Consider the following 24326-nt stretch of genomic DNA (forward strand, 5'->3'; position numbering starts at 1 on the left):
TACTAGTGGAAAAGTATATAAAAATGTGTAAAATAGAAAAAACTAAAAACCCTCCGCACTGCGAGGGTTGTATGCAATAATGGTGGGCAATAGAGGATTCGAACCTCTCACCTCTTCAACGTCAATGAAGCGCTCTAGCCAAATGAGCTAATCGCCCGACTATTGTCAATAATAGCAGGAATTAGTGGTGAATGCAATTACCTCTTGCGGAGAGCGTAGGGGTTGGCCGTCATGTCGTTCTTGGTGTAGTATTACGGATCCGCTACCTAGTCCATGCGTCGTAAGGGTTGCCCGGAACTTTTAACTATGATACGGTGAGAATAGCAAGGACAGAGACTAACCACCTCTCGAGCAACGTGAAAGCGGTTGCGGCGCACGAAACCAGCCGGAGCAAGAGTCATCGCCAAGGTGGAACCTCCTGGCTCGTCCCCAGGACCGAGGCACGCACGCTATACGCGTTGGGCGTGCTTTTATAATCACTTAAAGGAGGTTTTATGAGCGAAGATAAACTCTATGCAATGCGACACAGCCTGGCGCATATTATGGCGGCGGCTGTGCAGCGGGTATGGCCAGACGCCAAGTTTGGAGTTGGTCCGGTTATTGAACATGGGTTTTATTACGATATTGATCTTGGTGAAACGAAGATCAGTGAGCAGCAGTTTAATAAAATTGAAAAGGTAATGCGACGAATCATTGCCGAAAAGCAAGACTTTGTGTGCACAAAATGCCCAATTGATGAAGCAATTCAATGGGCCAAAGATAGCCATCAGCCATATAAAGAAGAACTTCTTAATGACCTAAAACGTGCCGGGACAACGGTAGCAAAAGATCTGGACGCTGCAGAAATGGGTACAATTGCCGAAGGTGATAGCGCGCTCGATGAAGTTTCGTTTTATACCAACGGGTCGTTTAAGGATCTGTGTCGTGGACCGCATGTTGCAAATACCAGCGAGGTTGGTGCGTTTAAGCTGATGCGGGTTGCAGGTGCCTACTGGCGAGGCAATGAAAAGAATCCTCAGATGCAGCGACTATACGGTGTGGCTTTTGCCACGCAGGAAGAGCTGGATGAATATTTGGAGAAATTAGAGCTGGCCAAACAACGTGATCATCGAAAGTTAGGCAGAGAACTTGATCTATATACGACCTCACCATTAGTGGGTGTCGGTTTGCCATTATTTACACCTCGTGGAACTGTCTTGCGCGATATCGTGGCCCAATACTCAAATCAGCTGCGTCAGAGGTTTGGTTTTGAAAAAGTCTGGACGCCGCATATTACTAAAAAGGACCTGTATGAAACGTCGGGTCACTGGGCTAAATTTGGCGAAGAACTGTTTCTGGTTAAAAGCCAGGAAACCAGTGATGAAATGGCGTTAAAGCCGATGAACTGCCCGCACCATACGCAGATTTTTGCTTCACAACCTCGTAGCTACCGCGATATGCCGGTGCGCTATTTAGAGACAACCACTGATTATCGTGACGAGAAAACCGGTGAGCTTGGCGGCCTGAATCGTGTGCGCTCGCTGACCCAGGATGACAGCCATGTCTTTTGTCGCCCAGACCAAATTGAACAAGAAATCAATAATTTATTGTCTGCTGCCCAGGAATTGTACGGTACTATTGATATGAAACTGCGGGTTCGACTCAGTTATCGTGATGATTCTGATGCATATTTGGGCGAACGTGAATTGTGGGCTTCTGCACAAAATCAGTTGAAATCAGCAGTTGAAAAAGTTGGCTTGGACTATTTCGAGCAGGAAGGTGAGGCTGCTTTTTACGGACCAAAAATTGACTTTATGGCGACTGACGCTATTGGCCGTGAGCACCAAGTCGCGACGGTGCAACTGGACTTCGTGCAGCCGCAACGGTTCGGCTTGGAGTATACAGAGAATGATGGTAATTTTACAACACCCGTAATGATTCACTGTGCGCTGCTCGGGTCGATTGAACGATTCTTGAGTGTCTTCATTGAACACACGGGTGGTTGGTTCCCGTTTTGGGCGGCGCCAGAACAAGTACGTATTCTAACGATTAATGACACTGTCTCAGACTACGTTGATGAAATTACATCGATTTTATCAGAGGTGACCTTAATGAAACCAATAAAATACAACGATGTAAGATTTACAATAGATAGTCGTAATGAATCCCTTGGGAAAAAGATTCGTGAGGCGACTGTTGTAAAAATACCAATACAGATTATTGTTGGGCCAAAGGATCAGATAGCACGTGTCGTAAGTATCAGGACGCATGCGGGTGAAGAGCAAATTCCGCTTGAACAGCTAGCTGAATATATACGGGGACTGTAATCTTGTGCGTAGGCTAAGAATTGCAATTGATATTGACGATGTTTTAGCAGAAAATGCAATCGGGTTCGTGGCATTTAGTAATGAACGGTGGGGCACACGATTGAGGGTTGATGACTATAGCGAACATTGGTCAGAAATGTGGCATGTTGATAGCGAGGAGGCAGAACGGCGTGCTCATGTCTTTCACGACTCTGGTGCGATAAAGGGATATGCTCATATAGGGGGGCGGAGGAGGTGCTTAGAAACATGTCGCAGGTGCATCATCTCATGGTGGCTACTTCGCGTCGCTTGCAGGTGCAAAGCGATACACTGCTTTGGATCGAGGAGCATTTTCCAGGGGTTTTCGCCAGTTCTGCGGTCTACTTCTCTGGCCTATGGGATACGGTGCACGAGGACTCTCATAAACTGACAAAAACAGAGTTAATCACGCAAATTAATGCTGATGTTTTAATTGATAATCAGTTGAAACACTGTTTAGCTGTTTCCGAGACTGGTCGTAATGCCATCTTATTTGGTGATTATACTTGGAATAGAGCAGATAGTTTGCCGGATAGAGTGGTGCGATGCCATTCGTGGTCAGAAGTGGAGGTGGAAATTGAGTGAATTGCCAATAGCTAGCTTGCGAGACCGGATCTATATTCTCATGGCGCAGCTACCTGACGACAAGGTGACGACGTACGGTGACTTGGCAGCACTGTCTGGACACCCGCACGCAGCACGAATTGTGGGCGGGATAGCGCATGGTGGCCCAGAGAATTTGCCGTGGCATCGCCTAGTGAACGCGAAAGGTGGCTTGGCGGTAGGTTTTCCGGGTGGGCAAGGTGTGCAAAGGCAGCTACTTGAACAAGATGGTATTTATTGCGATGAAAGGTGGCGGATAATTGATTTTGAGGAACGACGATGGCGGCCGAAACTATAAAAGCAAAATTACCCCTAGTTGTTATCGCGGGGCCGACTGCTAGTGGTAAGACCTCACTAGCGATTCGTCTGGCAAAACAATATAATGGCGAAATAATTTGTGCCGATAGCAGAACAATATATCGAGACATGGATATTGGTACGGCAAAGCCAACTATGGCTGAGCGAGAAGCCGTGCCCCATTGGGGCCTTGATTTGGTCAGCCCGGGCGAGACATTTAGCGCCGCACAGTTTAAGGAGTATGCTCTGCAAAAAATAAGTGAAATTCGCTCTCGGGGGTGTTTACCATTTCTTGTCGGCGGCACGGGTCTCTATATCGATGCAGTAATTTTTAATTTTCAATTTGGAGCTCCTCCTGATCCTAGTTTACGGCATGAGCTAGAAAAAAGGACAGTAGTCGAACTACAATATTATTGTTATAAATACAACAGAAAATTACCAGAGAATAACAAGAATAAGCGCTATCTTATACGTGCTATTGAACAAAAAAATAAAAATAACAGATATGAATTTATGATTAGAGATAATAGTATCGCTGTAGGTATAGCAACGAATAAGGAAATATTGCGAACAAGAATTGTGCTCAGGTCTGAACAATTATTTTTAAATAATGTTGTGAGTGAAGCAATGTTGTTAGCCCGAAAATATGGCTGGGATAATGAGGCTATGACGGGTAATGTCTATCCGTTGGTCCGAGAGTTTTTGAATAGAAATATTACCGAAAATGAATTAAAGCGGCAATTTGTTATAGCTGATTGGCGGTTGGCGAAGCGACAGATGACGTGGTTGCGGCGTAACCCGTTTATCATGTGGGCGACGCTTGACTCTGCTGAACACTATTTGTCACAACTTTTGGCTCGGGCGTAAAATTTATGGTACAATTTTTAATACATGATTGATGCGCTGTTCGGCTCAAAAACGAGGGTGAAGTTACTACACCTGTTTTTAGCGAACCCTGAAAAATCGTTTTATGTTAGAGAGATTACGCGATTGATCGGCGAGCAAATTAACTCGGTACGGCGTGAACTATCAAATATGCTCAGAGTCGGAGTCATTGTTTCGAATAATTATGACAATAAATTGTATTACGCTGCGAATCAGCAGTATGCATACTTCACGCCACTAAAGATGATTTTTGCTGATGAGCGACCGAGTGGGCAAACCGACCATAACAAAAAGAACAGTATACCGTGGGTGGGCGATATTGCTCGGCTGTCCGGGCTGAAGATCGCTATAGTTGCCGGTGCGTTAGTGCGTGGATCGACGAGTCGGGTTGATATACTGTTAGTTGGTCGACTATCGGAGTCGAGAGTTGGTGTCGCCATTAAGAAAATTGAAAAAGCCGAGGGGAGAGAGCTGAATTATGCTGTAATGAGCTATGATGATTTTTACTATCGTCTGAGCGTTAGAGATAAGTTTGTGATGGAAATAATGAATAGTAAGCACTCGGTTGTGGTAGACGCAGAGAGCATACTAGGATAAGGAGACGTATATGTTTGAAGTAGAATACAAAGGTGCAAATAATGTTATTTTTACAACGAAAATGGTAAAAATCGCGTTTGATCCAGCGTTATCGCTGGTTGGTCTTAAGGATAATCTCGGGGGGCAGGATGTTGAGATATTGTCAGAGGATAGATTTGCCGCAAGTAATGTAACACCACGGTTACTCTTCAGCGGTCCGGGTGAATACGAGGTCGGCGACGTATCTCTGAAAGGGGTGGCAGCCTGGCGACACATTGATACGGAAACTGATGTTAAAAAATCAACGATTTACCGTTTAACAATTGGCGGTGTGCGTGTTGTGGTTATAGGTAACGTTGCCCCAAAATTGTCAGAGTCTCAGCTAGAGGAGATTGGTGTCGTTGATGTTGTTGTGATACCGGTTGGCGGTGGTGGTTACACGCTTGACGCGACATCTGCGGCTCATATGGTACGCCAGCTGGAGCCGAAAGTAGTTATCCCGGTGCATTATGCTGATGGCGCGCTACACTACGAAGTGCCGCAAGACGACCTGTCGGTATTTGTTAGCGAAATGGGCGTGGAGGCTATTGACGCTGGGCCAAAGTGGAAGGTGAAGGGGGCGGTATCTCTGCCTGAGCAACTATCAATCATTACTGTCGCGCGGAGCTAGGCCAGTCGATACGTTGCACTAATAAACCCCTCCTTGTCAGGAGGGGGTTGAGCTTAGGCGGTTTTTGTCTGCACTGGGCGTAACAGCCCTTTCTTTTTAAGAGTACGAATTGCTTGAGTACTCAGAACCAACGTGACTTTTTGACCATCTACTACAAGAGTTTTCTTCTGTAGGTTTGGCTTAAAAGTGCGCTTGGTGCGGCGAAGGGAAAAGCTAACGTTGTGACCGTGTTGCTTGCCCTTGCCGGTTAGTTCGCATCGTGATGCCATTTCCAACCTCGCTTTATATTAACTAAACAATCTATCGTATTGTAGCGGTATTTCTATAATTAGTCAAGGTGTTATAATGGTAATTATGGATTTGGCATATTTAGGTATGGTCTTGGTGGTCATTCTCGTCTCAATGACGCTACACGAGGCGATGCATGCGTTTATGGGCTATTTTCTCGGAGATGATACGGCCAAGGCGGAGGGGCGGCTGACGTTAAACCCGCTGAAGCATATTGATCCATTCATGACGCTTTTGCTGCCATTATTACTGGCTATGCTAGGGCTGCCAATTTTTGGTGGTGCTCGACCGGTGCCATTTAATCCTCAACGCGTGCGACACGGTGAATGGGGTGCAGCGTTCGTAGCGCTTGCTGGGCCACTGACTAATTTGTTTTTAGCGTTTTTAGCGTTTGGCATGGGTGCTGTCAGCGGCGTTATCACCAGCGGTGGGCTGATTCAAAATACGTTAGCGGGGCAAATTACTAGCCTCGTCGTGTTGGTTAATTTAGGCTTTTTCGTGTTTAATATGTTGCCGCTGCCACCACTCGATGGATCGCGAGTGCTGTATGCGCTCGCTCCAGAGAGTGTGCGCCGTGGCATGGAGTGGATTGAGCGCTACGGGGTAATGGTGGTGTTCATTATCATTATGATCGGACAGGCGGCAATTGGGCGAATTATGACGTTCGCTACGAACGGTATTATCCAATTCTTTTGCATGATTTTTGGTGTATAATAGAGATAGCCTCAGGTAGGCGGGCGCATATGATTTTCCTAACATCATATGATAGGGAGTCCTAATGGTCAGTCATCGTGGTGACTGGTTGCGGATACCCACCTTGCATTTATGCGGGGGAATATCACGCGCTTGCACTGCTTGGGGCTTTTATGATGTATAATAATAGGGCAGCCTATTAAGCGATCGCTTGGCGGTGAAGCCAAGAGGAAAGTCCGGGCAGTAAAGGACACCGACAGTCGCTAACGGCGACCGGGGGCAACCCTAGGGAAAGTGCCACAGAAACAAAACTACCTTTGTGGCGATAGACACAAAGGAAAAGGTGAAACGAGTAAGGTAAGAGCTTACAGTCCTCGGTGGTGACACAGAGGAGAGGTAAACCCTGTCGACTGCAAGGAGGTCTACAAATGAGTTGTCCGCTCGTAGGCCGATAACCGCTTGATTTATCTGGCAACAGGTAAACTAGATAGATGATCGCTCGCGACAGAACCCGGCTTATCGGTAGGCTGTAAACTAAAACCTTCTCTCAGCGGAGAAGGTTTTAGTTTGCTGAAGTCGCTTTCTTATAGTGCTGCTTTAACAATTGCGGTAAAGGCCGTAGGTTCGTTAACGGCTAACTCTGCCAACACTTTTCGGTCAAGCTCAATATTCTTTGCCTTGAGAGCAGCCATGAGCCTGCCGTACGTCGTGCCCTCTTGGCGAGCGGCTGCGTTAATCCGGGTAATCCACAGGCTGCGGAGGTCTCGTTTTTTATTGCGTCGATCACGATAGGCATATTGCAGAGCTCTAATTACCCCCTGCTTCGCTAAGCGAAAGCTACGAGTTCGATTGTGCTGCATGCCTTTAGCGGCTTTCAGAATTTTCTTGTGCTTTGCGTGTCCAGGGACGCCTCGTTTTACCCTCATAGATTAAACTCCCATTGCCCGTCGGGCATTCTTTGCCATCGAGCCTGTTACTTTCGCTGTTGTATTAATCGCCCGCTTACGGCTTTTTGACTTCTTGGCTAAGAAGTGACCGCCAAATGCACGTTGACGAGTTAACTTGCCAGAGCTCGTTAACTTAATGCGCTTTGCGGTACCTTTGTGGGTCTTTAGTTTTGGCATTATTTACTCCTTATTACCACACTCAGATTGCGACCAGCCATCTGAGGTTTTTGTTCTAGAATTGCCTCTTCCTCAAGCTGATCAGTGATTTTTTGGATCAATTCGTAACCGATTTCTTTATGCGCCATCTCGCGACCCTTATAGACGACTTGGATACGGACCTTGTGTCCATTGGCGAGAAAATCTCGTATTTTGCGCAGCTTGACTTCGAGATCGCCAGCGCCAATCTTCAGGCCAAAGCGCATTTGCTTGAGATCGCCGACTTTTGCCGCGCGCTTGTTGCGCTGCTGGTCTTTGATCTTCTGATATTGGAACTTGCCCCAGTCAATAATCTTGGCGACTGGTGGATTGGCATTTGGTGATATTTCAACGAGATCAAGTCCCGCATCCTCCGCCGCTTGAAGGGCGTCGCGCAGGGGCATTATCCCCAGCTGTTCACCGTCAGAACCAACAACGCGCAGTTCCCGAGCACGGATCGCTCCGTTAATACGAATTGATTTATTAATCTCCTAGCTCTCCTTTTGAAGCAATTTTAGATTAATTTCATCAGTCATTGTATCAGGTATAGGGGTCGATTTCAAGCACTAGGTCGGGATAATCTGTCGGTATTGTAGGCTTTCGGCGACATGAGGAATGGTTATTTCTAGTGATGACTCAAGATCAGCGATAGTGCGAGCAACCTTGATAACTTTGAAATAGCCACGAGCGCTTAGGTCAAGCTTTTTGGCGGCTGTAAGGAGAAATTGCTTGGCCTCAGTCGTTAGGGCAGTTATTTTATCAACACTACTGCCATCTATATCAGCGTTGTATTTATTACCATTACCGTATCTGTTAGTTTGTAGTGTACGAGCTACCTTAATCATAGTTTCAAACTGTTTTTGTTGTGAATCCGACGATGACTTACGGGACAACAAATCTTCATGTGCGACGCGGGAAACATTGATTGTTAGATCAATACGATCAAGGAGCGGGCCGGATAATCGTTTCTGATAGTTCAGGATTTGGGTCGATGAGCAATGGCAACTTTTTTCTGGATCGCCCAGATAACCACATGGACAAGGGTTCATCGTGGCAACTAACATAAAATTGGCGGGGTAGTAGTATTTACCTTGGGCGCGGGAAATTGTGATCTGCTTATCCTCAAGCGGCTGACGAAGCGATTCTAATGTCGTTCGTGGATATTCTAATAATTCGTCTAAGAAAAGTGTGCCGTGGTGCGCGAGGCTAATTTCGCCGGGCGTGGCCTTTGCGCCACCACCAATCATTGATATGCGGCTTGCGGTGTGGTGTGGTGTGCGAAATGGTCGGTCGGTAACGATATCATGACTAACTTGATTGCCGTCAAGATTGTGGAGTTTCGTTATTTCGATAATCTCAACGTCAGATAGCGGCGGCAGGAGTGAATTGAGTGCGCGTGCTAGCATGGTCTTGCCGGATCCCGGTGGTCCGGACAGCAAAATATTGTGCCTACCCGCGACGGCAATGGCGACAGCTCGCTTGGCCTGCTCTTGTCCGCGGATGTCATCAATGATGATGCCGCGTTTCTTTTGGCGATATTGCTGCTTTGTTTTTACTGCGGGTTGGATGAGTTTTTCTTGTTTGAGGCGGAGAAATAATTCGGTCAGATTATTGACGGGGATTACGGTAATATCAGAAATAAGCAAGGCTTGTTCGCTGTTGGAAGCTGGTAGGTATACCGTCGAGATACCGTGCTGCTTGGCGGTTTCGGCAATAGTAATGGCCGAGCGAATGGGGCGAAGACTACCATCGAGTGCCAATTCACCAGCAAATAGCGCTCCCTCTAGGGCGGTTTGAGGAAGTTGTTTGCCGAGACAGAGAATTGCGAGGGCTATTGGTAGGTCGAATTGCGTACCGTCTTTTGGTAGTTCCGCCGGGGCGAGATTGATGGTAATTTTACCTTTTGGAAAATCAAGTAGCGAGTTCTTGATGGCGCTGCGAACGCGATCACGCGATTCATCGATTGCTTTGTTGCCAAGTCCGACGATTTGTAGTCCAGGTAGTCCTCGTGATATGTCGCCTTCAATTTCAATAAGCTGACCGTGAAAGCCATATGGCGTCGCTGAAACTACCTTGCTAACCATATACCTAGTAAAGCATAGATAGCTAGACTTGAAAAGGGAAGGTTGCTATAATTCAAGGCAGATTGATGGGGCTGATATAGTAGCTTTCGACAATTGGACTTTATCAAGATATTCTGCGAGCCGACGATACGCGTAACGTATGTTTTAGTTGCAAAGTCTAAACTTGCAGGTGCATTTGCTAGCCTGAAGAGTGTTTTCACTCCGATGGCTGCTGCGCCAGTCGCTGCTTAATTTAAGCGACCGTCCTTGCTTTGCGGCAACAGGCAAAGCCTAGGGTGTCATATATATGTTGCTGGCTGCATGTTCGGAAGCGGCGGACATGTGGGACTTTCTCCGCGTAACGAAGCTTGGTTTTTTGGTTCGTTTTTAAGCCGAGCAACGTTATAAAATAAATTAAAAGAACCTATGCTCGTAGACGGATATCATGATACCAGTTGGACCCGGGGGCAGTACCCGGCAGCTCCACCAGACAGTTATATATCGACCTAAAGAGGTCGATTTTTTATCGTAAAACAGGTGATAATGTGGCTGCGTGTGTTGCTATGAAATGAAAACAACCACCTGCGAGTAGTGGTTGTTTTCAAAAAGTGGAGTTTTACGTGTGCTGTTTATTTTTGGCTCCCGACAAGTTGTGTATAACTTTTTTATTCAGAAGCTACCCCTATAGTAAATGATAAAAATGGTTATGTCAATAATCTTTGAGAAAAAATCTAGGTAAAAAATACCACATAATTTAGAGGGTCAGTGAAGTGGTTTGATGAAAATATAGGTTGTTGCTGGACGAGACGGTTGAACCCTGATGGTTCCTGGTCGGTGCCCCGCACGGCCGGTGTTTTACCTGCGAGATGGCGAAACGGGATACGCTAAGGGCTTGGTTGTTTTGGTGTTTTATTTGTGGAAACGTTCAGCGAGCCGCATTAATTGCTAGATTATTTGTCAGATTTATGATGTCGTATGGAGTGGCTATACAAGAACTATGGATTAGCGGGCGGTATAGTAAGCATATGTTTATATTACAATGTTGTGTATAAAACATCTCATAGAACATAACAGATGAAAATATGTAAAGATTGTTACAAAAAAGTTATAAATACAACATATTTTTTATGTGAAGTATTGACCGATAAGCGTATGCATGATAGTATTAGTACAAGCTTTTAAGAGAATAAAAAGCAAAAATCAGTACAATAATAAATAACAATAACAATAACAACATTAACAATTTACGTGACCGAATTCACAGTAACGCATATCGTTTGGCGTATAGTCGGCAGCAGTATGAAGCCAGAATAACAAAAGATTATTCCGCCATAGTGTTGCCGATGCTCCGCCGAACTTGTGATTGTTAACCTGTAGTTAATAGTTGCAATGTAACGCGTTGAGCGCGCGTATAAGTACCACTGCGCATCCAGTTAATCCTTGTTAGGTGATTAACAATGAGACTACTGGATGTGCAGGAAGAGGAACGTTGCGCAAGGACATGCTCCGAAATTCGGAGCGGTCAGTTGCCCTGAGCGGCGGATTTTGAACAGGTGACCGCGCCCTAATAGTTATTGAGTGCGGCGGATGGTTCACCTGACCATATAATGGTTCGTCGCCTGGGCTCCCTTAGTCTATGATATAGTGTGAGTATGAAGTGTCGGTATGTTGCTATGGTCGCGGCGCTGGCTGCGACGGCAGATGTCGTATTGGTGCACACGGTGACGCCAATGAGCGTTGGTCCGTTGGGTATCCTAGCGTTTTTCGTATGTCTGTATATAGCAACTGCGTCGTGCTGCTATTTAGTGATGGTTGCGGTGAAGCGTATAGCGATGCGTGTTGTTCAACATAATATGTATCGTGGCTTGGCCTCGGTAACGCCGTTGAAATTATATTATTATGCGAGTATTATCGGGCTTATACCGGTTATCTTACTTGGTATGCAATCAATTGGCGGCGTTACGGCATGGGATATCTTGCTTCTGACACTTTTTTTGGGCCTTGGTTGTTTTTATGTACACAAACGATTTTAGGGCGTAGGAACTCTACTGGTAACGTGGTACAATATAGGTATGAATCCAGAGTTGCCTCAGGTGCGTCCACCGGTTGAGAGTTTACCGCCCGCTTCAAGCGGCGAGCTTCGGCTGGATGACGATGTAAATCAGGTAGAGACTGAGAAACGCTCCGCCGAACGCCCAGCGGTAAATGTGGCGAACTCACCGATGCCAGCAACAGCACTACCGACTATTCCAGCGCCAGCGCCTCCAGCGGTACAGGCTCCTGCATCGACGACGTCAACTGACGATACGCCGCTGATAGCTGGTGATGATGATTTGATTGAGAAGGAGTGGGTTGACAAATTGAAGCGGATTATTACTTTGACAAGGGATGATCCGTACGAGCGAGCGCGGGTAATTGCGCAGTTGCAGGCCGATTATCTCAAAAAGAGATACAACAGGGAGATGGGCCAATCAAACGGATAGGAATATGGATAGCGGGCCGTTAATTACTGGTTTTATCGTCGTCGTAGTGTTGGCGATCGGTGTGACGATTGTCACGCTGCAGTATCGCAAGATGCTACGTGAAGCAAAAAATTATGAGCGTGGGCTAAAAATGGTGCCACTGCTCATTCATTTGCCGCCATCAAGCGAGGATATTGACGGGTCGAGCCGTGACCAGCGTGATCTAACGGAAGAGATTCTGAGCCAGGCGCAGGTGATGTATAACATTATATCAAGTACGGCAACGAAAGGATTTAAGAGTCGACTCTACGGACAGCGCCATTTATCGTTTGAGATTATTGCGCGTGGCGGTTTGGTGCATTATTATGCCGTGGTACCGACGGTGTTGGTCGATGTAATTCGCCAAGCGATCGCGGCAGCTTATCCGGCGGCGCGGTTGGAAGAAGTGGCTGATACGAATGTGTTTAGTAAAATTGGCAAGATGAGCGGGACAATTGGTGGCGAATTCTCGCTCCGTAAGTCGTTCGTCTATCCTATCGCAACCTACCAAGAGTCAAAGCGAGACGCGTCGCGGGCGCTACTGAATGCCATGTCGGCGGCGACAAAAGACGATGGTATCGGTTTGCAGTTCTTGGTTCGGCCGGCGCGGGAGGGTTGGTCGCGTGCCTCAGAAGAGCATGTTGAGAAAATGAAGAAGAACAAGGGCAAGAAATCAACGAAGGTGGCGGGCGTTGACATCTCGATGGTCGGGGACATTTTTGAGGCGTTGTGGAAACCACCACAGTCGGCAAAAGAAAAAGAAGGTGAGATCAAGCCTGAGGATAAACAGCTATCGTCACTAGAGCAGGCAGAGGTTGATGCTATTAGCGAGAAGACGCGTTATCCGGCGTATGAGGTATTGGTGCGGGTGGTAATTTCATCAAACACTGCTGCTCGCTCACAGGTGCTGCTTAAAAATATTATCGCTGCGTTTGCGATGTTTGACTCGCCGCGCAATAACGGTTTTCGCTTTTCGCTGACAAATAATATTGAGGAAATGACCACGGCGTATATTATGCGGTTTTTCCCACAGCATATTCGCAGTAATATCCTTAATAGTGTTGAGATGGCAACCTTATTCCATTTACCAAGCGCAACTGCTATTCCAACCTCACAGGTTAAGCGGCAGATGTCCAAGCAGGTTGATGGGCCGACTGACGTTTTGGATGAAGGATTATTGATTGGTTACAATGAATTTCGTGGTACGAAAAAGCCAATTCGTATCGGTACGAAGGATCGCCGTCGCCACGTTTACATCATCGGTCAGACTGGTGTTGGTAAGTCGGTATTGCAGGAAAATATGGCGTATCAAGACATGATGGACGGCCGAGGATTTGCGCTGATCGATCCGCACGGTGATTTGGTCGAGTCGCTCATGGGGAAGGTGCCGAAAGAGCGGGTGGAGGATATTATCTATTTCAACCCTGCCGATATGGAAAATCCGATTGGCCTCAACATGTTTGAATTCGATAGTCCGGATCAAAAGGACTTTCTGGTGCAGGAAGCGATTAACATGCTGTATGGGCTGTACGATCCGGGGCATACCGGTATTGTGGGGCCACGGCTTGAGCATATTTTCCGTAACTGTGCGCTGCTGTTAATGGCGGATCCAGCTGGTGGAACATTTATTGATGTGCCAAAGTGTCTCATTGACCCAGAATTTGTGAAGAGCAAGCTGAAGTACGTCACTGATCCGCAGGTGATTGATTTCTGGACAAAGGAGTTCCCGGCCTCACAGCGATCAAATGAGGCCGGTGAGGTGATATCGTGGGTGGTCTCGAAGTTTGGCCCATTTATCTCTAATGATTCGATGCGTAATATCATCGGCCAGACGAAGTCAGGGTTTAACATCCGTGAGATTATGGATAATAAAAAGATTTTGTTAGTTAATCTGTCGAAGGGTAAGCTTGGTGAACTCAATGCCAAGCTACTAGGAATTATCTTTATCATGAAGTTCCAGGCGGCGGCTATGTCGCGGGCTGATATCCCGGAAGAGCAGCGTGAAGACTTTTCACTATATGTTGACGAGGTGCAGAACTTTGCGACTGATAGTTTTGAATCAATTTTGTCTGAGGCGCGAAAATATAAGCTGAGCCTGATCATGGGTAACCAGTTCATGACGCAGCTAACGGAGAAGATTCGTGAGGCTATTATTGGTAACATTGGTACGGTTATCTCGGGGCGTATTGGTATTACTGACGCGGAATTGATGGTCAAGAAGTTTCAGCCAGTGTTTGACATTGATGACTTATCAAAGCTACCAAATTTCCAGTCGATCGCTTCGGTGATGATCAATAATGTACCGTCGACGCCGTTTAGTATGAACTGGGTGCCACCGATGGGGCAGGTTAACAATCAGCTCCGCGATGCGTTGGTGCGACTATCGGCAGCAAAGTACGGCAAACCACGCGCGGTGGTTGAGAAGGAAATATTTGAGCGGCTTGGTCGCAATAAAAAGCCAGCGACTTCGTCGACTGGCCCATCGCTCAATCGGCCGACTGCAAAGAGCGGTTCGTCTTTCCTGGACGAGTGGTTGTCAAAACGTCAACAACTTGGTGGTGGCAAGCCAGGGGCTGTGGGCGCTGCTGCTCCGGGTGCGGGGCAGTCTCGATTGGGCGTGCCATCACCGCTAGCTCCACAGTCAGGCCGTCCAGCTACGTCGCGACTAGCGTCGCCGACCTCAGGCGTGGCGGGTGCGCAACCACCGTTGGCTTCTATGCGACCGCCACAGATTGGGCAAGGCGCTGTGCCACAAGGTGTCGCTATGCCCGCCCAGATGGCTGGCCAGATGTCGCAGGGAGTTGGTGCTTCGCCGAACGGGCCATTGGGGCAGCCAGCGAGTGCGCCTCATGATAGTTTACGATCACCAGATCAGCATCCGGCGCCTGCGCCGACAGTGGCTGGTTCGGATGTGGCTGCGCAGGTCGCACCGCTATCAATTGCCGATAGGATGGCGACAGAACTGCAGCAGGCAGAGTCGCAAAACCGCCTCGACCTGCGCGGTGATAATAACGATAATGGCGAGATATCGATCAAGCTACGCTAGGCGTGGGCCAGGCTATCTTTTATTGAGGAAGCCAACGCGAGCGTACTCAATAATGGCGCCGATAACCCAACCACAACCAAAGAGAATGATCGTTTCTGATCCAGAGAGAACGTAGCCGTAGTGGCGGGCGATAAAGTAGACGATGACTGAGGAAATTGCGCCAAGTGCGCCAGCAATAATGAGGTTCGGGCGTGCGACGGTGCTGCCGATAGCTTCACTGGCTTTTTCAACGGCTGGGTTGTGGATGACCTTGCTAAAGGTGCGTGAAGCTGGCGATAATTCGCTCTGCATTTTTTTCATGGTTTTCCGGTAGCTGTCGGTACGGTCGGCTTTGGTGATCTGGCGAGGTGCCTCTGAGACTACTGGCTTCTCCGTTTCAGCGGTTTGGCTTGCCTCGGCTTGCTCTAATGCTTCGTGACGAGCATCGTCGAGCTTTTCATGTTGTCGTTCGGCAACTTGTTCAGCCCGCCGCTCCAGTTGTTCAGCCGCTGATCGTTCTACTTCGCTGGCTGACTGCTCAAGTTCGCCAGCATTCTTTGTTAGCTCTGGATTAGCTCTGTGCAGTTTTTCTGACATTGTATTACCCTCCCTATGTTATAACGTTCCCGCCGTAATATCACGGCGAATGATGCGGACCTCTTTACTCAGTTGTCGCGAGCGGCAATAGAAGAAGGTGACAACAGCTGCAATGATACCGGCGAATAACATGTTTTCTCCAGGGCCGGTTCGCGGCAGGGTAGCGACGGTCTGCTCGACGACCTTTGGCGTTGGACAGTTAACAACAATTTCGACACTGGTACCAAAGACGTTTGTCATACGGCAGTCATACGATGACGGGTCGCTGGTGCCGCGTGGTTTAGCCGAAAGTTGACCCTTGAGCTGGACGACGTAGGTCATAACCTTTTGTTCGCCTGGTTTGAGGGTGACTCGTGGCCAAGAAAGGGTGCGCTTTTCCTTATCAAAGGTGCCACCACCATTATCATAGATATCGGCATATTCTAGTACATCGGATAGCTCGTCCTTCAGATCGACTGTTGCTGGAGCTTTGCCTTCGTTCTTAGCGGTTAGCTTATACTCAATGCGGTCGCTGGCGTTGGCTTTTTTCTTGGTGGCATCGCCGCCAGAGGTCAGGTTATGTGCCGCCTTGGTGCGGGTAACCTGGGCTTTACAGGTTGTGTCTTTGACCCAAATTGTGGCGTCGCCTGGACACGGCTGGCAGTCGGGATGGTCTATCGGCAGACTTGGGTTAAGTGGACAGCGTGGTTTTGGACTGATCGTAAAGGTTGAAGCACAGGCACTGTTCGTCTGGTCACCGAGGCTGGTGTGGACAATAACGGACACGGTATACGTGCCGTCCTTGTCGAGTGTGTGCTGTAATGACGAACTCGTAGCGGTGGTATTGACACGTTTGCGGAGCACCTCTGTGCCGGCTGAGTTTTTAATGATGAAGGTATAGCCAGCGATCGTTGCACCGTTTTGGACATCACCATACGCTGTCATCGAGACTTTGGTACGGTCGGTGACGACGGGTCGCTCAAGTAATTTACAAGCGGCGGTTGGTTTCGGTTTTTGTTTTGGCAACTCTTTGAGCATGATGTTAGCGCAGGCCTTCATGATAGCAAACGGTTTGCCCTCGCTAGTCGTGCCGACGAATGATTTATACCATGAGCCTGAGCCGCTGCGGTTGCGCCCGGTGTCAAATTCAGCCATTGGTCGTGAATACAGCATTAAGCTACCAACCTGAAACTGGACTTCTCCGCGCTGAAGGCCGAAGCGTGAAACTCGGCTCCATGACTGCCAGCCATTATCGCGGCCGCTGCTGCGAGTACTGATCTCAGAGTCGCGAGCACTCGCCAAGTTCTCGCGTGTGATGCCAGCGTGCTGCAGCATGTCACGATAATTTTGCGAGTTATTGTCCCACGCGGCGAGTAGCTGTGATTTCGTATGAATACCGCCATAAACGAGGTCTGAAGCATTGGCGGCATTGGCAGATTCAGGTGGTTGGAAAACGGCAAATGACTGCACGATGAGCGCTAGGGCGGTCAGAATGAGACCGGTTTTGCGAGTGATTTCCTCTTTGTGGAGGCGTTTCGCGTAAAAGCCGAGCTCTTGGATGAGGCTTGGGCTAAACGCGAGGTGGGAGACGATTTTCTTAAACATGCCGTTCCTTATTTTCCATTAGTTTTATGTTTTCGTAAAAATTCCGTCTCCACTATAGCACAGCGATCGCTTTTACGCAAATAGCTTGAGTGAACACTTTTTTTGCGGTATAATGGGGGAGTTGTAAATAGCTGACAAATCAGAAATAGTGAGGGAAGCATGGCTAAACAAACAGATAAGCAAGCCTACGATGGCTCGCAAATCCAGGTTTTGGAGGGTCTCGAACCGGTGCGTAAGCGGCCGGGAATGTACATTGGTAGCACGGGATATGATGGTATTCACCATTTGATCAAGGAGATCGCTGATAACTCAATCGACGAGGCAATCGCGGGCCATGCGACGAGAGTAGAGGTGGTGCTGCTAGAAGACGGTGGTGTGCAGGTGACCGATGATGGGCGCGGTATTCCAGTTGATAAACATCCAAAAACTGGTTTGTCTACTCTAGAAACAGTGCTGACCGTGCTACATGCTGGCGGTAAGTTTGGCGGCGGTGGCTACAAAGTGTCATCTGGACTCCACGGCGTAGGCTCAAGCGTGGTAAACGCGCTTTCAACCAAAATGATCGCTGAAGTGGTGCGAGACGGGCAGCTGTACCGTGTGGTGTTTGCGACTGGTGGTATCGTTGAACCACTGAAGAAGGTTGGTAAAACTGATCGGCCAACCGGGACGCGCATAACATTCTACCCAGATCCAACGATTTTTAAGGAGACAGTGGAATTTGACTACAAGTGGGTGGTTAGTTATTTGCGCCATCAGGCATACCTCACCAAAGGCGTGCACACCTCAGTTATTGACAATCGAACAGGTGAGCGACAGTCATTTTACTTTGAGGGTGGTATTCAGAGCTACGTGAGACACCTCAACATTGGCAAAGATGTTTTATCAAACGATGTCTTTTATGTTGAGAAGCAGGTTGAAGATTGCATGGTGGAAATTGCCGTGCAATATAACGATACCTACATTGAGACGGTGAAGCCGTTCGCCAACAATGTGCTGACACCAGATGGCGGTACGCACCTAGTTGGTTTTCGTTCAGCGCTAACCAGGGTCATCAACGACTATGCGCGTAAGAATGGCTTATTGAAGGAAAAGGAAGATAACCTGACTGGTGACGACATTCGCGAGGGCTTGACGGCGATTATCTTGGTTAAATTGCCTGATCCACAGTTTGAAGGTCAGACCAAAAATAAGCTCGGTAATCCAGAAATGCGTCGCTATGTCGAGCAGGTGATGAACGAGTATTTTGCGTATTACCTCGAGGAAAATCCGAGTATTGCTAAGAAAATTGTCGGTAAGGCGACTTTGGCGGCACGAGCCCGCAAAGCGGCACGAGCAGCCCGCGACAATGTGATCCGTAAGGGTGCACTTGATGGTATGGGGCTACCAGGTAAGTTATGGGATTGCTCGAGCAAAAGTCCGAGCGATAGTGAAATTTATATCGTTGAGGGTAACTCGGCGGCCGGTTCAGCTAAAGAAGGCCGCGACAGTAAGACTCAGGCAATTTTGCCGCTCCGTGGTAAGGTGTTGAACACTGAGCGAGCGCGGCTTGATAAGATGTTTGCTAACAAGGAAATTGTGGCAATGATCCAGGCCTTTGGTGCTGGGATTGGCGATCAGTTTGACATCAATGGCTTGCGCTATCACAAAATTATCATCATGACCGATGCCGATGTTGACGGTAGTCACATCGCGACGTTGCTTCTGACCTTCCTATTCCGCTATATGAAGGAGGTGGTTGAGGGTGGCTACGTGTATCTTGCCAAACCACCACTATACTCAATCAACCGTGGGCAGAAGAAGATTTATGCGTATGATGAGGATGAAAAAGACAAAGTATTGGCGAGCCTGATTGCCGATAAGAAGAATCGTGGTACAACAATCGACGATGAACAAGACGTCACCAAGCAGGCTGGCGTAACAATCTCTCGGTTTAAGGGTCTTGGTGAGATGGACGCCGACCAGCTGTGGGAGACGACGATGAATCCAGAGAACCGTGTACTGATTCAGGTCAGTGTGGAAGACGCCGAGGAAGCAGATGCGATCTTTACGCGGTTGATGGGCGATGATGTGAGTTTGCGCAAAAACTTTATTCAAAGTTGGGCAAAAAATGCTAACTTGGAGGATTTGGATATTTAATCATGAGTGATCAGGACAAACAGATGCAACCAACCAGTGACCACGAGTCAATTGAGGCGACGCCAGACATGGTAACCGAGACGCCAACAGGCTTGGAGCGACGTCGGCTCGAGCATGTGATGCAGGATAATTTCTTTCGCTATTCAATGAGTGTCATTGTTGATCGGGCATTACCGGATGTGCGCGATGGTCTAAAGCCCGTACATCGCCGTATTTTGTATTCAATGAACCAAAACGGCAATCGTAGTACTGCAAAGTTCGTCAAGTCAGCGCGTATCATCGGTGATGTGATGGGTAAATATCACCCGCACGGTGACTCAGCGATTTATGATTCAATGGTTCGTTTGGCGCAAGATTGGGCGATGCGCTATACCTTGGTGCAAGGTCAGGGAAACTTTGGTTCAATGGACGGAGATCCACCGGCCGCCCACCGTTATACCGAGGCGCGACTCGATAAGCCAGCTGAAGAATTACTAACTGATATTGAGAAGGAAACGGTTGATTTTAAGGATAATTTTGATGGTTCAGAGCGTGAGCCGATTGTGCTGCCGGCAAAGTTGCCGAACTTGCTATTAAACGGCCAGATTGGTATTGCTGTCGGTATGGCAACCAGCATCCCGACACACAACCTAGGTGAGTTGGTAGATGCGACGATTGAATTAATTGATAATCCTGAAGCAACAGTGGATGACTTGCTCAAACACGTCAAGGGTCCAGATTTTCCGACAGGCGCGATTGTCTACGGTGGCGCGCCAATGCGTCAGGCATATGCGACTGGTCGCGGTAGTGTAATGATGCGGGCAGTGGCGGAGATTCAGGAGACAAAACGAGGCCGACACCAGATTGTTGTTACGGAGATACCATATGGTGTAAATAAAGCAACACTAATCGAAAAAATCGGTGAGCTTCATAAAGAAAAACGAGTGATGCTGGCTGACCTGCGTGATGAAAGTTCTCGAGGTAAGGTCCGCATTGTCATTGAGCTGAAAAAGGATGCCTATCCAAAAAAGGTATTGAATCAGCTGTATAAATTAACAGCTTTACAGACGAGTTTTAATTACAACATGCTGGCACTGGTCAATACCATGCAGCCACGGATTTTAGGCTTGCATGATATCTTGAGCGAGTTTATCAAGCACCGTCAATCTGTAGTGCGTCGTCGTACAGAATTTGAACTGAAAAAGGCCAAGGCACGGGCGCATATCCTAGAGGGCTACAAGATTGCGCTAGATCATATCGACGAGGTGATCAAGACAATTCGTGCTTCAAAAACTCAGGATGAGGCAGAGAAGAACCTGCGCGCTAAGTTCGGACTGAGCGAGATTCAGGCAAAAGCTATCCTGGCGATGCAGTTGCGACGCCTGACTGGGCTTGAACGTGAAGCGATCGAGAATGAGCTTCGTGAGCTCCTGAAGCTGATTGCAAGACTAGAGGCCATCCTGGCCGATGAGCAAGAGATTTTGAACATCATCAAAACTGAGCTCCTAGAGATGAAGGAAAAGTATGGCGACGAGCGGCGTAGTAAAATTATCAACCACGAACTGGGTAAGTTCTCTGATGAGGAGCTAATTCCAGATGAGGAAGCGGTCATTTTGCTAACCGGCGAGAATTACATCAAGCGGACCCTGCTCAGTGACTATCGCAAGCAAAACCGTGGCGGCAAGGGTAAGCGCGGCATGACCACCAAAGAGGAGGATATTATTGACCAGGTGGTGCCAGCAAATACCCATGACTATTTGTTGTTCTTTACGAATCGAGGTCGGATTTTCCGTCTGAAAGCGTATGAAGTACCAGCTGCCAGTCTCAGTGCCAAAGGTGTGGCGGCGGTGAACCTGCTCCAGCTGCAGCCAGAAGAGAAGATCACTGCTATCATTAAACACGAGAAGAACGCTAGTGACCAGGGCTACCTATTTATGGCGACTAAGCATGGTACGGTGAAAAAGACTCCGCTTGGCGACTACGCCAATATCCGGACGAACGGGCTTATTGCCATTAAGTTAGATGATGGTGACGAGCTGCGCTGGATCAAGAAAACAGATGGCAAAAGTGATGTAATTATTTCAACATCAGCTGGCCAGGCGATTCGTTTCAACGAACAGGATGCCCGGCCGATGGGTCGAGCGGCTCGTGGTGTGCGCGGCGTGCGCCTGCGCCCAAATGATTGTGTTGTTGGTATGGATATTGTGACGAGTGACGACCAGACACTGCTAGTTATTAGCGAAAAAGGCTTTGGCAAGCGTACAAAGGTGACGAACTTCCCGAGCCATAAGCGTGGCGGAGTGGGTATTAAAGCGGCGATTGTGACAGCAAAGACGGGCCCAATTATTTCAGTACAGACGATTGATCCGACGATGAACGAAGCATTGTTGGTGTCGCAAAATGGTCAAACAATTCGTCTGGGCTTGAGTGACATCAAGTTGCTCGGTCGAACAACCCAGGGTGTGACGATTATGCGGTTGAGTGATGGTGACGCGGTGTCGTCGATTGGCCTAATGGAGAAACGTCCAGACGAGGAGGACTAGCCAAGTGCCGATGCAATACATCCTGATACCGGGCATCGCGTGGTTTGTAGCGCAGTCATCAAAGCATCTGGCCCGGCTGTTTGGCCGTAATCGTCGAGTTACGCAGTCGAACCCTCGTTCGCCGGTATTGTTTTCGGGCGGTATGCCGAGTGCTCACAGTGCAACGGTAGTGTCGCTTGCGCTGACCATCGGCTACTACCAGGGGTGGGGAAGTCCGCTGTTTGGCCTGGCTGCGTGGTTCGCGGCAATCGTATTATATGATGCGGTGATGGTGCGATTTTCCTCTGGACAGCAAGGTGACTTGCTCAATAGAGTGGTGCGAAAAGATTATCCAAAGCTGTCGACGATTAGGGTGGCACATGGCCATACACTGCCAGAAATGCTTGCTGGGGCGGCCGTGGGCGCGATTGTAACATTTGTTGTAATTTTCGCTACAAGATAATTGCTAATAACCCTTGACCTGACCACTAATATCAGGTAAGATGAGTATCAGTCTGGTTGCTGGAGTGCGAGCCAAGCGACAATCACGCTAATTTGTTAGGTGAAGCGAAAGCGGTACACAAACCCGACTATGATCTTTAACAATTTGATTGTGCAATATCATCGTCAGTTTATATTTTTGTAGAGCCTTACTACTTTGATACAAAGTAGATTTTTAACGGAGAGTTTGATCCTGGCTCAGGATGAATGCTGGCGGCGTGCCTAACACATGCAAGTCGAGCGGCAGCGGGTTCTGCACTATCAACTTGAAGCCTGGACGCGGGGATTTCCAAAGGAAATCAGCCGCATCATTTCGAAAGAAAATGAGTGTCTAGGGTGACTTCGAACTGATAGTGCAGAATGCCGGCGAGCGGCGAACGGCTGAGTAACGCGTAGGAATTTGCCCCAAAGTGAGGGATAACTGCCCGAAAGGGTAGCTAATACCGCATATGGTCTTCGGATTAAAGGATTTATCCGCTTTGGGAGAAGCCTGCGTTGGATTAGGTTGTTGGTAGGGTAATGGCCTACCAAGCCGACGATCCATAGCTGGTCTGAGAGGATGATCAGCCAGACTGGAACTGAGACACGGTCCAGACTCCTACGGGAGGCAGCAGTGAGGAATCTTCCACAATGGGCGAAAGCCTGATGGAGCAACGCCGCGTGAAGGATGAAGGCCTTCGGGTTGTAAACTTCTTTTATGAGTGAAGAATATGACGGTAACTCATGAATAAGCACCGGCTAACTACGTGCCAGCAGCCGCGGTCATACGTAGGGTGCAAGCATTATCCGGAGTGACTGGGCGTAAAGAGTTGCGTAGGCGGTTTAATAAGTGAATAGTGAAACCTGGTGGCTCAACCATACAGACTATTATTCAAACTGTTAAACTCGAGAATGGTAGAGGTAACTGGAATTTCTTGTGTAGGAGTGAAATCCGTAGATATAAGAAGGAACACCGATGGCGTAGGCAGGTTACTGGGCCATTTCTGACGCTAAGGCACGAAAGCGTGGGGAGCGAACCGGATTAGATACCCGGGTAGTCCACGCCGTAAACGATGGATACTAGCTGTTGGAGGTATCGACCCCTTCAGTAGCGAAGCTAACGCGTTAAGTATCCCGCCTGTGGAGTACGGCCGCAAGGCTAAAACATAAAGGAATTGACGGGGACCCGCACAAGCGGTGGATTATGTTCTTTAATTCGATGATAACCGAAGAACCTTACCAGGGCTTGACATCCAGGGAAGGTCTACGAAAGTAGACTGTGCCTTTTGGAACCCTGTGACAGGTGATGCATGGCCGTCGTCAGCTCGTGTCGTGAGATGTTAGGTTAAGTCCTTCAACGAGCGCAACCCTTGCAAGTAGTTGTATTTTTCTACTTGGACTGCCCCGGTAACGGGGAGGAAGGAGGGGATGATGTCAGGTCAGTATTTCCCTTACGTCCTGGGCTAGAAACGTAATACAATGGCTAGTACAATGCGCAGCGAAGCCGCGAGGTGAAGCAAATCGCATCAAAGCTAGTCCCAGTTCGGATTGGAGGCTGAAACTCGCCTCCATGAAGTCGGAATCGCTAGTAATCGCAAATCAGCAAGTTGCGGTGAATACGTTCCCGGGTCTTGTACACACCGCCCGTCAAACCATGAAAGTGACCAACACCCGAAGTCCGATTCGTCGGCCTAAGGTGGGGGGCATGATTGGGGTTAAGTCGTAACAAGGTATCCGTACCGGAAGGTGCGGATGGATTACCTCCTTTCTAGGGAGAATAGATGCCAATTTGTCGAGTAATCACAAATTGAGCTAGGTCGGTCTCGTAAATATGCTGAGCTTACATATTTACAACAGTCCTTCTAAGGACGAGACAAAGTTCAAAAACCTTCTCTACGATAAGCCGATTGATGAATTGCACAGTCAAGTTGTTAATATGGAAATACCCTCCTATGTGGAGG

The 24326-nt window shown here is 48.2% G+C and carries 19 protein-coding genes, 1 tRNA gene, 1 rRNA gene, 2 other RNA genes and 1 pseudogene; 16 read left to right on the forward strand and 8 right to left on the reverse strand.

Annotated elements, in window-relative coordinates; translation table 11 throughout:
* Positions 1-80 precede the first annotated feature (80 nt).
* A tRNA-Val gene (locus GWK76_00630) sits at positions 81-157 on the reverse strand.
* A 337-nt stretch (positions 158-494) separates the two neighbouring features.
* Between GWK76_00630 and GWK76_00635 the strand changes: the two genes are divergently transcribed.
* The 6 genes from GWK76_00635 to GWK76_00660 all read left to right on the forward strand — a co-directional run bounded on the left by GWK76_00635 (position 495) and on the right by GWK76_00660 (position 5355).
* Positions 495-2306 carry a threonine--tRNA ligase gene (locus GWK76_00635; GenBank protein ID QHU91845.1) on the forward strand — a complete coding sequence of 604 codons (1812 nt, stop codon included), beginning with the start codon at positions 495-497 and terminating at the stop codon, positions 2304-2306.
* A 246-nt stretch (positions 2307-2552) separates the two neighbouring features.
* The gene (locus GWK76_00640; protein QHU91846.1) at positions 2553-2909 is read left to right on the forward strand and encodes a hypothetical protein; all 357 of its coding nucleotides are present in this window, start codon (positions 2553-2555) and stop codon (positions 2907-2909) included.
* The gene (locus GWK76_00645; GenBank protein QHU91847.1) at positions 2902-3225 is read left to right on the forward strand and encodes a cysteine methyltransferase; all 324 of its coding nucleotides are present in this window, start codon (positions 2902-2904) and stop codon (positions 3223-3225) included. Before GWK76_00640 ends, GWK76_00645 begins: the two co-directional genes overlap by 8 nt.
* On the forward strand, positions 3207-4091 hold the full coding sequence (locus tag GWK76_00650) for a tRNA (adenosine(37)-N6)-dimethylallyltransferase MiaA (GenBank protein QHU91848.1): 885 nt from the start codon (positions 3207-3209) through the stop codon (positions 4089-4091). Before GWK76_00645 ends, GWK76_00650 begins: the two co-directional genes overlap by 19 nt.
* A gap of 24 nt (positions 4092-4115) precedes the next feature.
* Positions 4116-4706, forward strand: a complete 591-nt coding sequence (locus GWK76_00655; GenBank protein ID QHU91849.1) for a transcriptional regulator — start codon at positions 4116-4118, stop codon at positions 4704-4706.
* A gap of 10 nt (positions 4707-4716) precedes the next feature.
* Positions 4717-5355, forward strand: coding sequence for a Zn-dependent hydrolase (locus tag GWK76_00660; GenBank protein QHU91850.1), 639 nt, complete (start codon positions 4717-4719; stop codon positions 5353-5355).
* A gap of 53 nt (positions 5356-5408) precedes the next feature.
* Here GWK76_00660 and rpmB read toward each other — a convergent pair whose 3' ends face one another.
* On the reverse strand, positions 5409-5624 hold the full coding sequence (gene rpmB, locus GWK76_00665) for a 50S ribosomal protein L28 (GenBank protein ID QHU91851.1): 216 nt from the start codon (positions 5622-5624) through the stop codon (positions 5409-5411).
* Between the two features lie 85 nt (positions 5625-5709).
* Between rpmB and GWK76_00670 the strand changes: the two genes are divergently transcribed.
* The gene (locus GWK76_00670) at positions 5710-6357 is read left to right on the forward strand and encodes a site-2 protease family protein (protein QHU91852.1); all 648 of its coding nucleotides are present in this window, start codon (positions 5710-5712) and stop codon (positions 6355-6357) included.
* A gap of 170 nt (positions 6358-6527) precedes the next feature.
* Positions 6528-6871, forward strand: an RNA gene (gene rnpB / locus GWK76_00675) — RNase P RNA component class A.
* A 49-nt stretch (positions 6872-6920) separates the two neighbouring features.
* On the opposite strand, the gene rplT is transcribed toward rnpB, so the two are convergent.
* The 4 genes from rplT to GWK76_00695 form a co-directional block, all read right to left on the reverse strand.
* Entirely contained in the window at positions 6921-7262 is a 342-nt protein-coding gene (gene rplT / locus GWK76_00680; protein ID QHU91853.1) for a 50S ribosomal protein L20, read from the reverse strand.
* A 3-nt stretch (positions 7263-7265) separates the two neighbouring features.
* Positions 7266-7460 (reverse strand): 50S ribosomal protein L35, encoded by a 195-nt coding sequence (gene rpmI, locus GWK76_00685; GenBank protein ID QHU91854.1) that lies wholly within the window; start codon positions 7458-7460, stop codon positions 7266-7268.
* A complete protein-coding gene (locus tag GWK76_00690) occupies positions 7460-7954 on the reverse strand; it encodes a translation initiation factor IF-3 (protein ID QHU92546.1) in 495 nt (164 codons plus the stop codon). Before GWK76_00690 ends, rpmI begins: the two co-directional genes overlap by 1 nt.
* Before the next feature lie 90 nt (positions 7955-8044).
* A complete protein-coding gene (locus tag GWK76_00695) occupies positions 8045-9562 on the reverse strand; it encodes a YifB family Mg chelatase-like AAA ATPase (protein QHU91855.1) in 1518 nt (505 codons plus the stop codon).
* A gap of 67 nt (positions 9563-9629) precedes the next feature.
* On the opposite strand from GWK76_00695, the gene ssrA reads away from it, so the two are divergent.
* The 4 genes and pseudogenes from ssrA to GWK76_00715 all read left to right on the forward strand — a co-directional run bounded on the left by ssrA (position 9630) and on the right by GWK76_00715 (position 14602).
* Positions 9630-10030, forward strand: a transfer-messenger RNA (tmRNA) gene (ssrA, locus tag GWK76_00700).
* Between the two features lie 1163 nt (positions 10031-11193).
* Complete coding sequence (locus tag GWK76_00705; GenBank protein QHU91856.1) at positions 11194-11574, forward strand: hypothetical protein; 381 nt, start codon at positions 11194-11196, stop codon at positions 11572-11574.
* A 39-nt stretch (positions 11575-11613) separates the two neighbouring features.
* Complete coding sequence (locus tag GWK76_00710; protein ID QHU91857.1) at positions 11614-12024, forward strand: hypothetical protein; 411 nt, start codon at positions 11614-11616, stop codon at positions 12022-12024.
* Between the two features lie 4 nt (positions 12025-12028).
* Positions 12029-14602, forward strand: a pseudogene (locus GWK76_00715) (DUF87 domain-containing protein).
* Positions 14603-15100: 498 nt separating this feature from the next.
* Here GWK76_00715 and GWK76_00720 read toward each other — a convergent pair.
* Both GWK76_00720 and GWK76_00725 read right to left on the reverse strand, forming a co-directional pair.
* The gene (locus GWK76_00720) at positions 15101-15664 is read right to left on the reverse strand and encodes a hypothetical protein (protein ID QHU91858.1); all 564 of its coding nucleotides are present in this window, start codon (positions 15662-15664) and stop codon (positions 15101-15103) included.
* An 18-nt stretch (positions 15665-15682) separates the two neighbouring features.
* Positions 15683-17248 (reverse strand): hypothetical protein, encoded by a 1566-nt coding sequence (locus GWK76_00725; GenBank protein ID QHU91859.1) that lies wholly within the window; start codon positions 17246-17248, stop codon positions 15683-15685.
* Between the two features lie 159 nt (positions 17249-17407).
* Between GWK76_00725 and gyrB the strand changes: the two genes are divergently transcribed.
* The 4 genes from gyrB to GWK76_00745 all read left to right on the forward strand — a co-directional run bounded on the left by gyrB (position 17408) and on the right by GWK76_00745 (position 24136).
* Positions 17408-19384, forward strand: a complete 1977-nt coding sequence (gene gyrB, locus GWK76_00730; protein ID QHU91860.1) for a DNA topoisomerase (ATP-hydrolyzing) subunit B — start codon at positions 17408-17410, stop codon at positions 19382-19384.
* A gap of 23 nt (positions 19385-19407) precedes the next feature.
* The gene (gene gyrA, locus GWK76_00735; protein QHU92547.1) at positions 19408-21906 is read left to right on the forward strand and encodes a DNA gyrase subunit A; all 2499 of its coding nucleotides are present in this window, start codon (positions 19408-19410) and stop codon (positions 21904-21906) included.
* Between the two features lie 10 nt (positions 21907-21916).
* On the forward strand, positions 21917-22348 hold the full coding sequence (locus tag GWK76_00740; protein QHU91861.1) for a divergent PAP2 family protein: 432 nt from the start codon (positions 21917-21919) through the stop codon (positions 22346-22348).
* A 210-nt stretch (positions 22349-22558) separates the two neighbouring features.
* Positions 22559-24136: ribosomal RNA gene (locus GWK76_00745) — 16S ribosomal RNA — on the forward strand.
* Positions 24137-24326: the final 190 nt, after the last annotated feature.

It is taken from the genome of Candidatus Saccharibacteria bacterium oral taxon 488 (assembly GCA_010202465.1).
Classification (GTDB): domain Bacteria; phylum Patescibacteriota; class Saccharimonadia; order Saccharimonadales; family Saccharimonadaceae; genus Nanosynbacter.

Bases quoted from the DNA above. Each gene is read 5' to 3' on its own strand.
- GWK76_00635 (QHU91845.1), top strand. From the start codon at position 495: ATGAGCGAAGATAAACTCTATGCAATGCGACACAGCCTGGCGCATATT.
- GWK76_00640 (QHU91846.1), top strand. From the start codon at position 2,553: ATGTCGCAGGTGCATCATCTCATGGTGGCTACTTCGCGTCGCTTGCAG.
- GWK76_00650 (QHU91848.1), top strand. From the start codon at position 3,207: ATGGCGGCCGAAACTATAAAAGCAAAATTACCCCTAGTTGTTATCGCG.
- GWK76_00655 (QHU91849.1), top strand. From the start codon at position 4,116: ATGATTGATGCGCTGTTCGGCTCAAAAACGAGGGTGAAGTTACTACAC.
- GWK76_00660 (QHU91850.1), top strand. From the start codon at position 4,717: ATGTTTGAAGTAGAATACAAAGGTGCAAATAATGTTATTTTTACAACG.
- rpmB (QHU91851.1), bottom strand. From the start codon at position 5,624: ATGGCATCACGATGCGAACTAACCGGCAAGGGCAAGCAACACGGTCAC.
- GWK76_00670 (QHU91852.1), top strand. From the start codon at position 5,710: ATGGATTTGGCATATTTAGGTATGGTCTTGGTGGTCATTCTCGTCTCA.
- rplT (QHU91853.1), bottom strand. From the start codon at position 7,262: ATGAGGGTAAAACGAGGCGTCCCTGGACACGCAAAGCACAAGAAAATT.
- rpmI (QHU91854.1), bottom strand. From the start codon at position 7,460: ATGCCAAAACTAAAGACCCACAAAGGTACCGCAAAGCGCATTAAGTTA.
- GWK76_00695 (QHU91855.1), bottom strand. From the start codon at position 9,562: ATGGTTAGCAAGGTAGTTTCAGCGACGCCATATGGCTTTCACGGTCAG.
- GWK76_00705 (QHU91856.1), top strand. From the start codon at position 11,194: ATGAAGTGTCGGTATGTTGCTATGGTCGCGGCGCTGGCTGCGACGGCA.
- GWK76_00710 (QHU91857.1), top strand. From the start codon at position 11,614: ATGAATCCAGAGTTGCCTCAGGTGCGTCCACCGGTTGAGAGTTTACCG.
- GWK76_00720 (QHU91858.1), bottom strand. From the start codon at position 15,664: ATGTCAGAAAAACTGCACAGAGCTAATCCAGAGCTAACAAAGAATGCT.
- GWK76_00725 (QHU91859.1), bottom strand. From the start codon at position 17,248: ATGTTTAAGAAAATCGTCTCCCACCTCGCGTTTAGCCCAAGCCTCATC.
- gyrB (QHU91860.1), top strand. From the start codon at position 17,408: ATGGCTAAACAAACAGATAAGCAAGCCTACGATGGCTCGCAAATCCAG.
- gyrA (QHU92547.1), top strand. From the start codon at position 19,408: ATGCAACCAACCAGTGACCACGAGTCAATTGAGGCGACGCCAGACATG.
- GWK76_00740 (QHU91861.1), top strand. From the start codon at position 21,917: ATGCAATACATCCTGATACCGGGCATCGCGTGGTTTGTAGCGCAGTCA.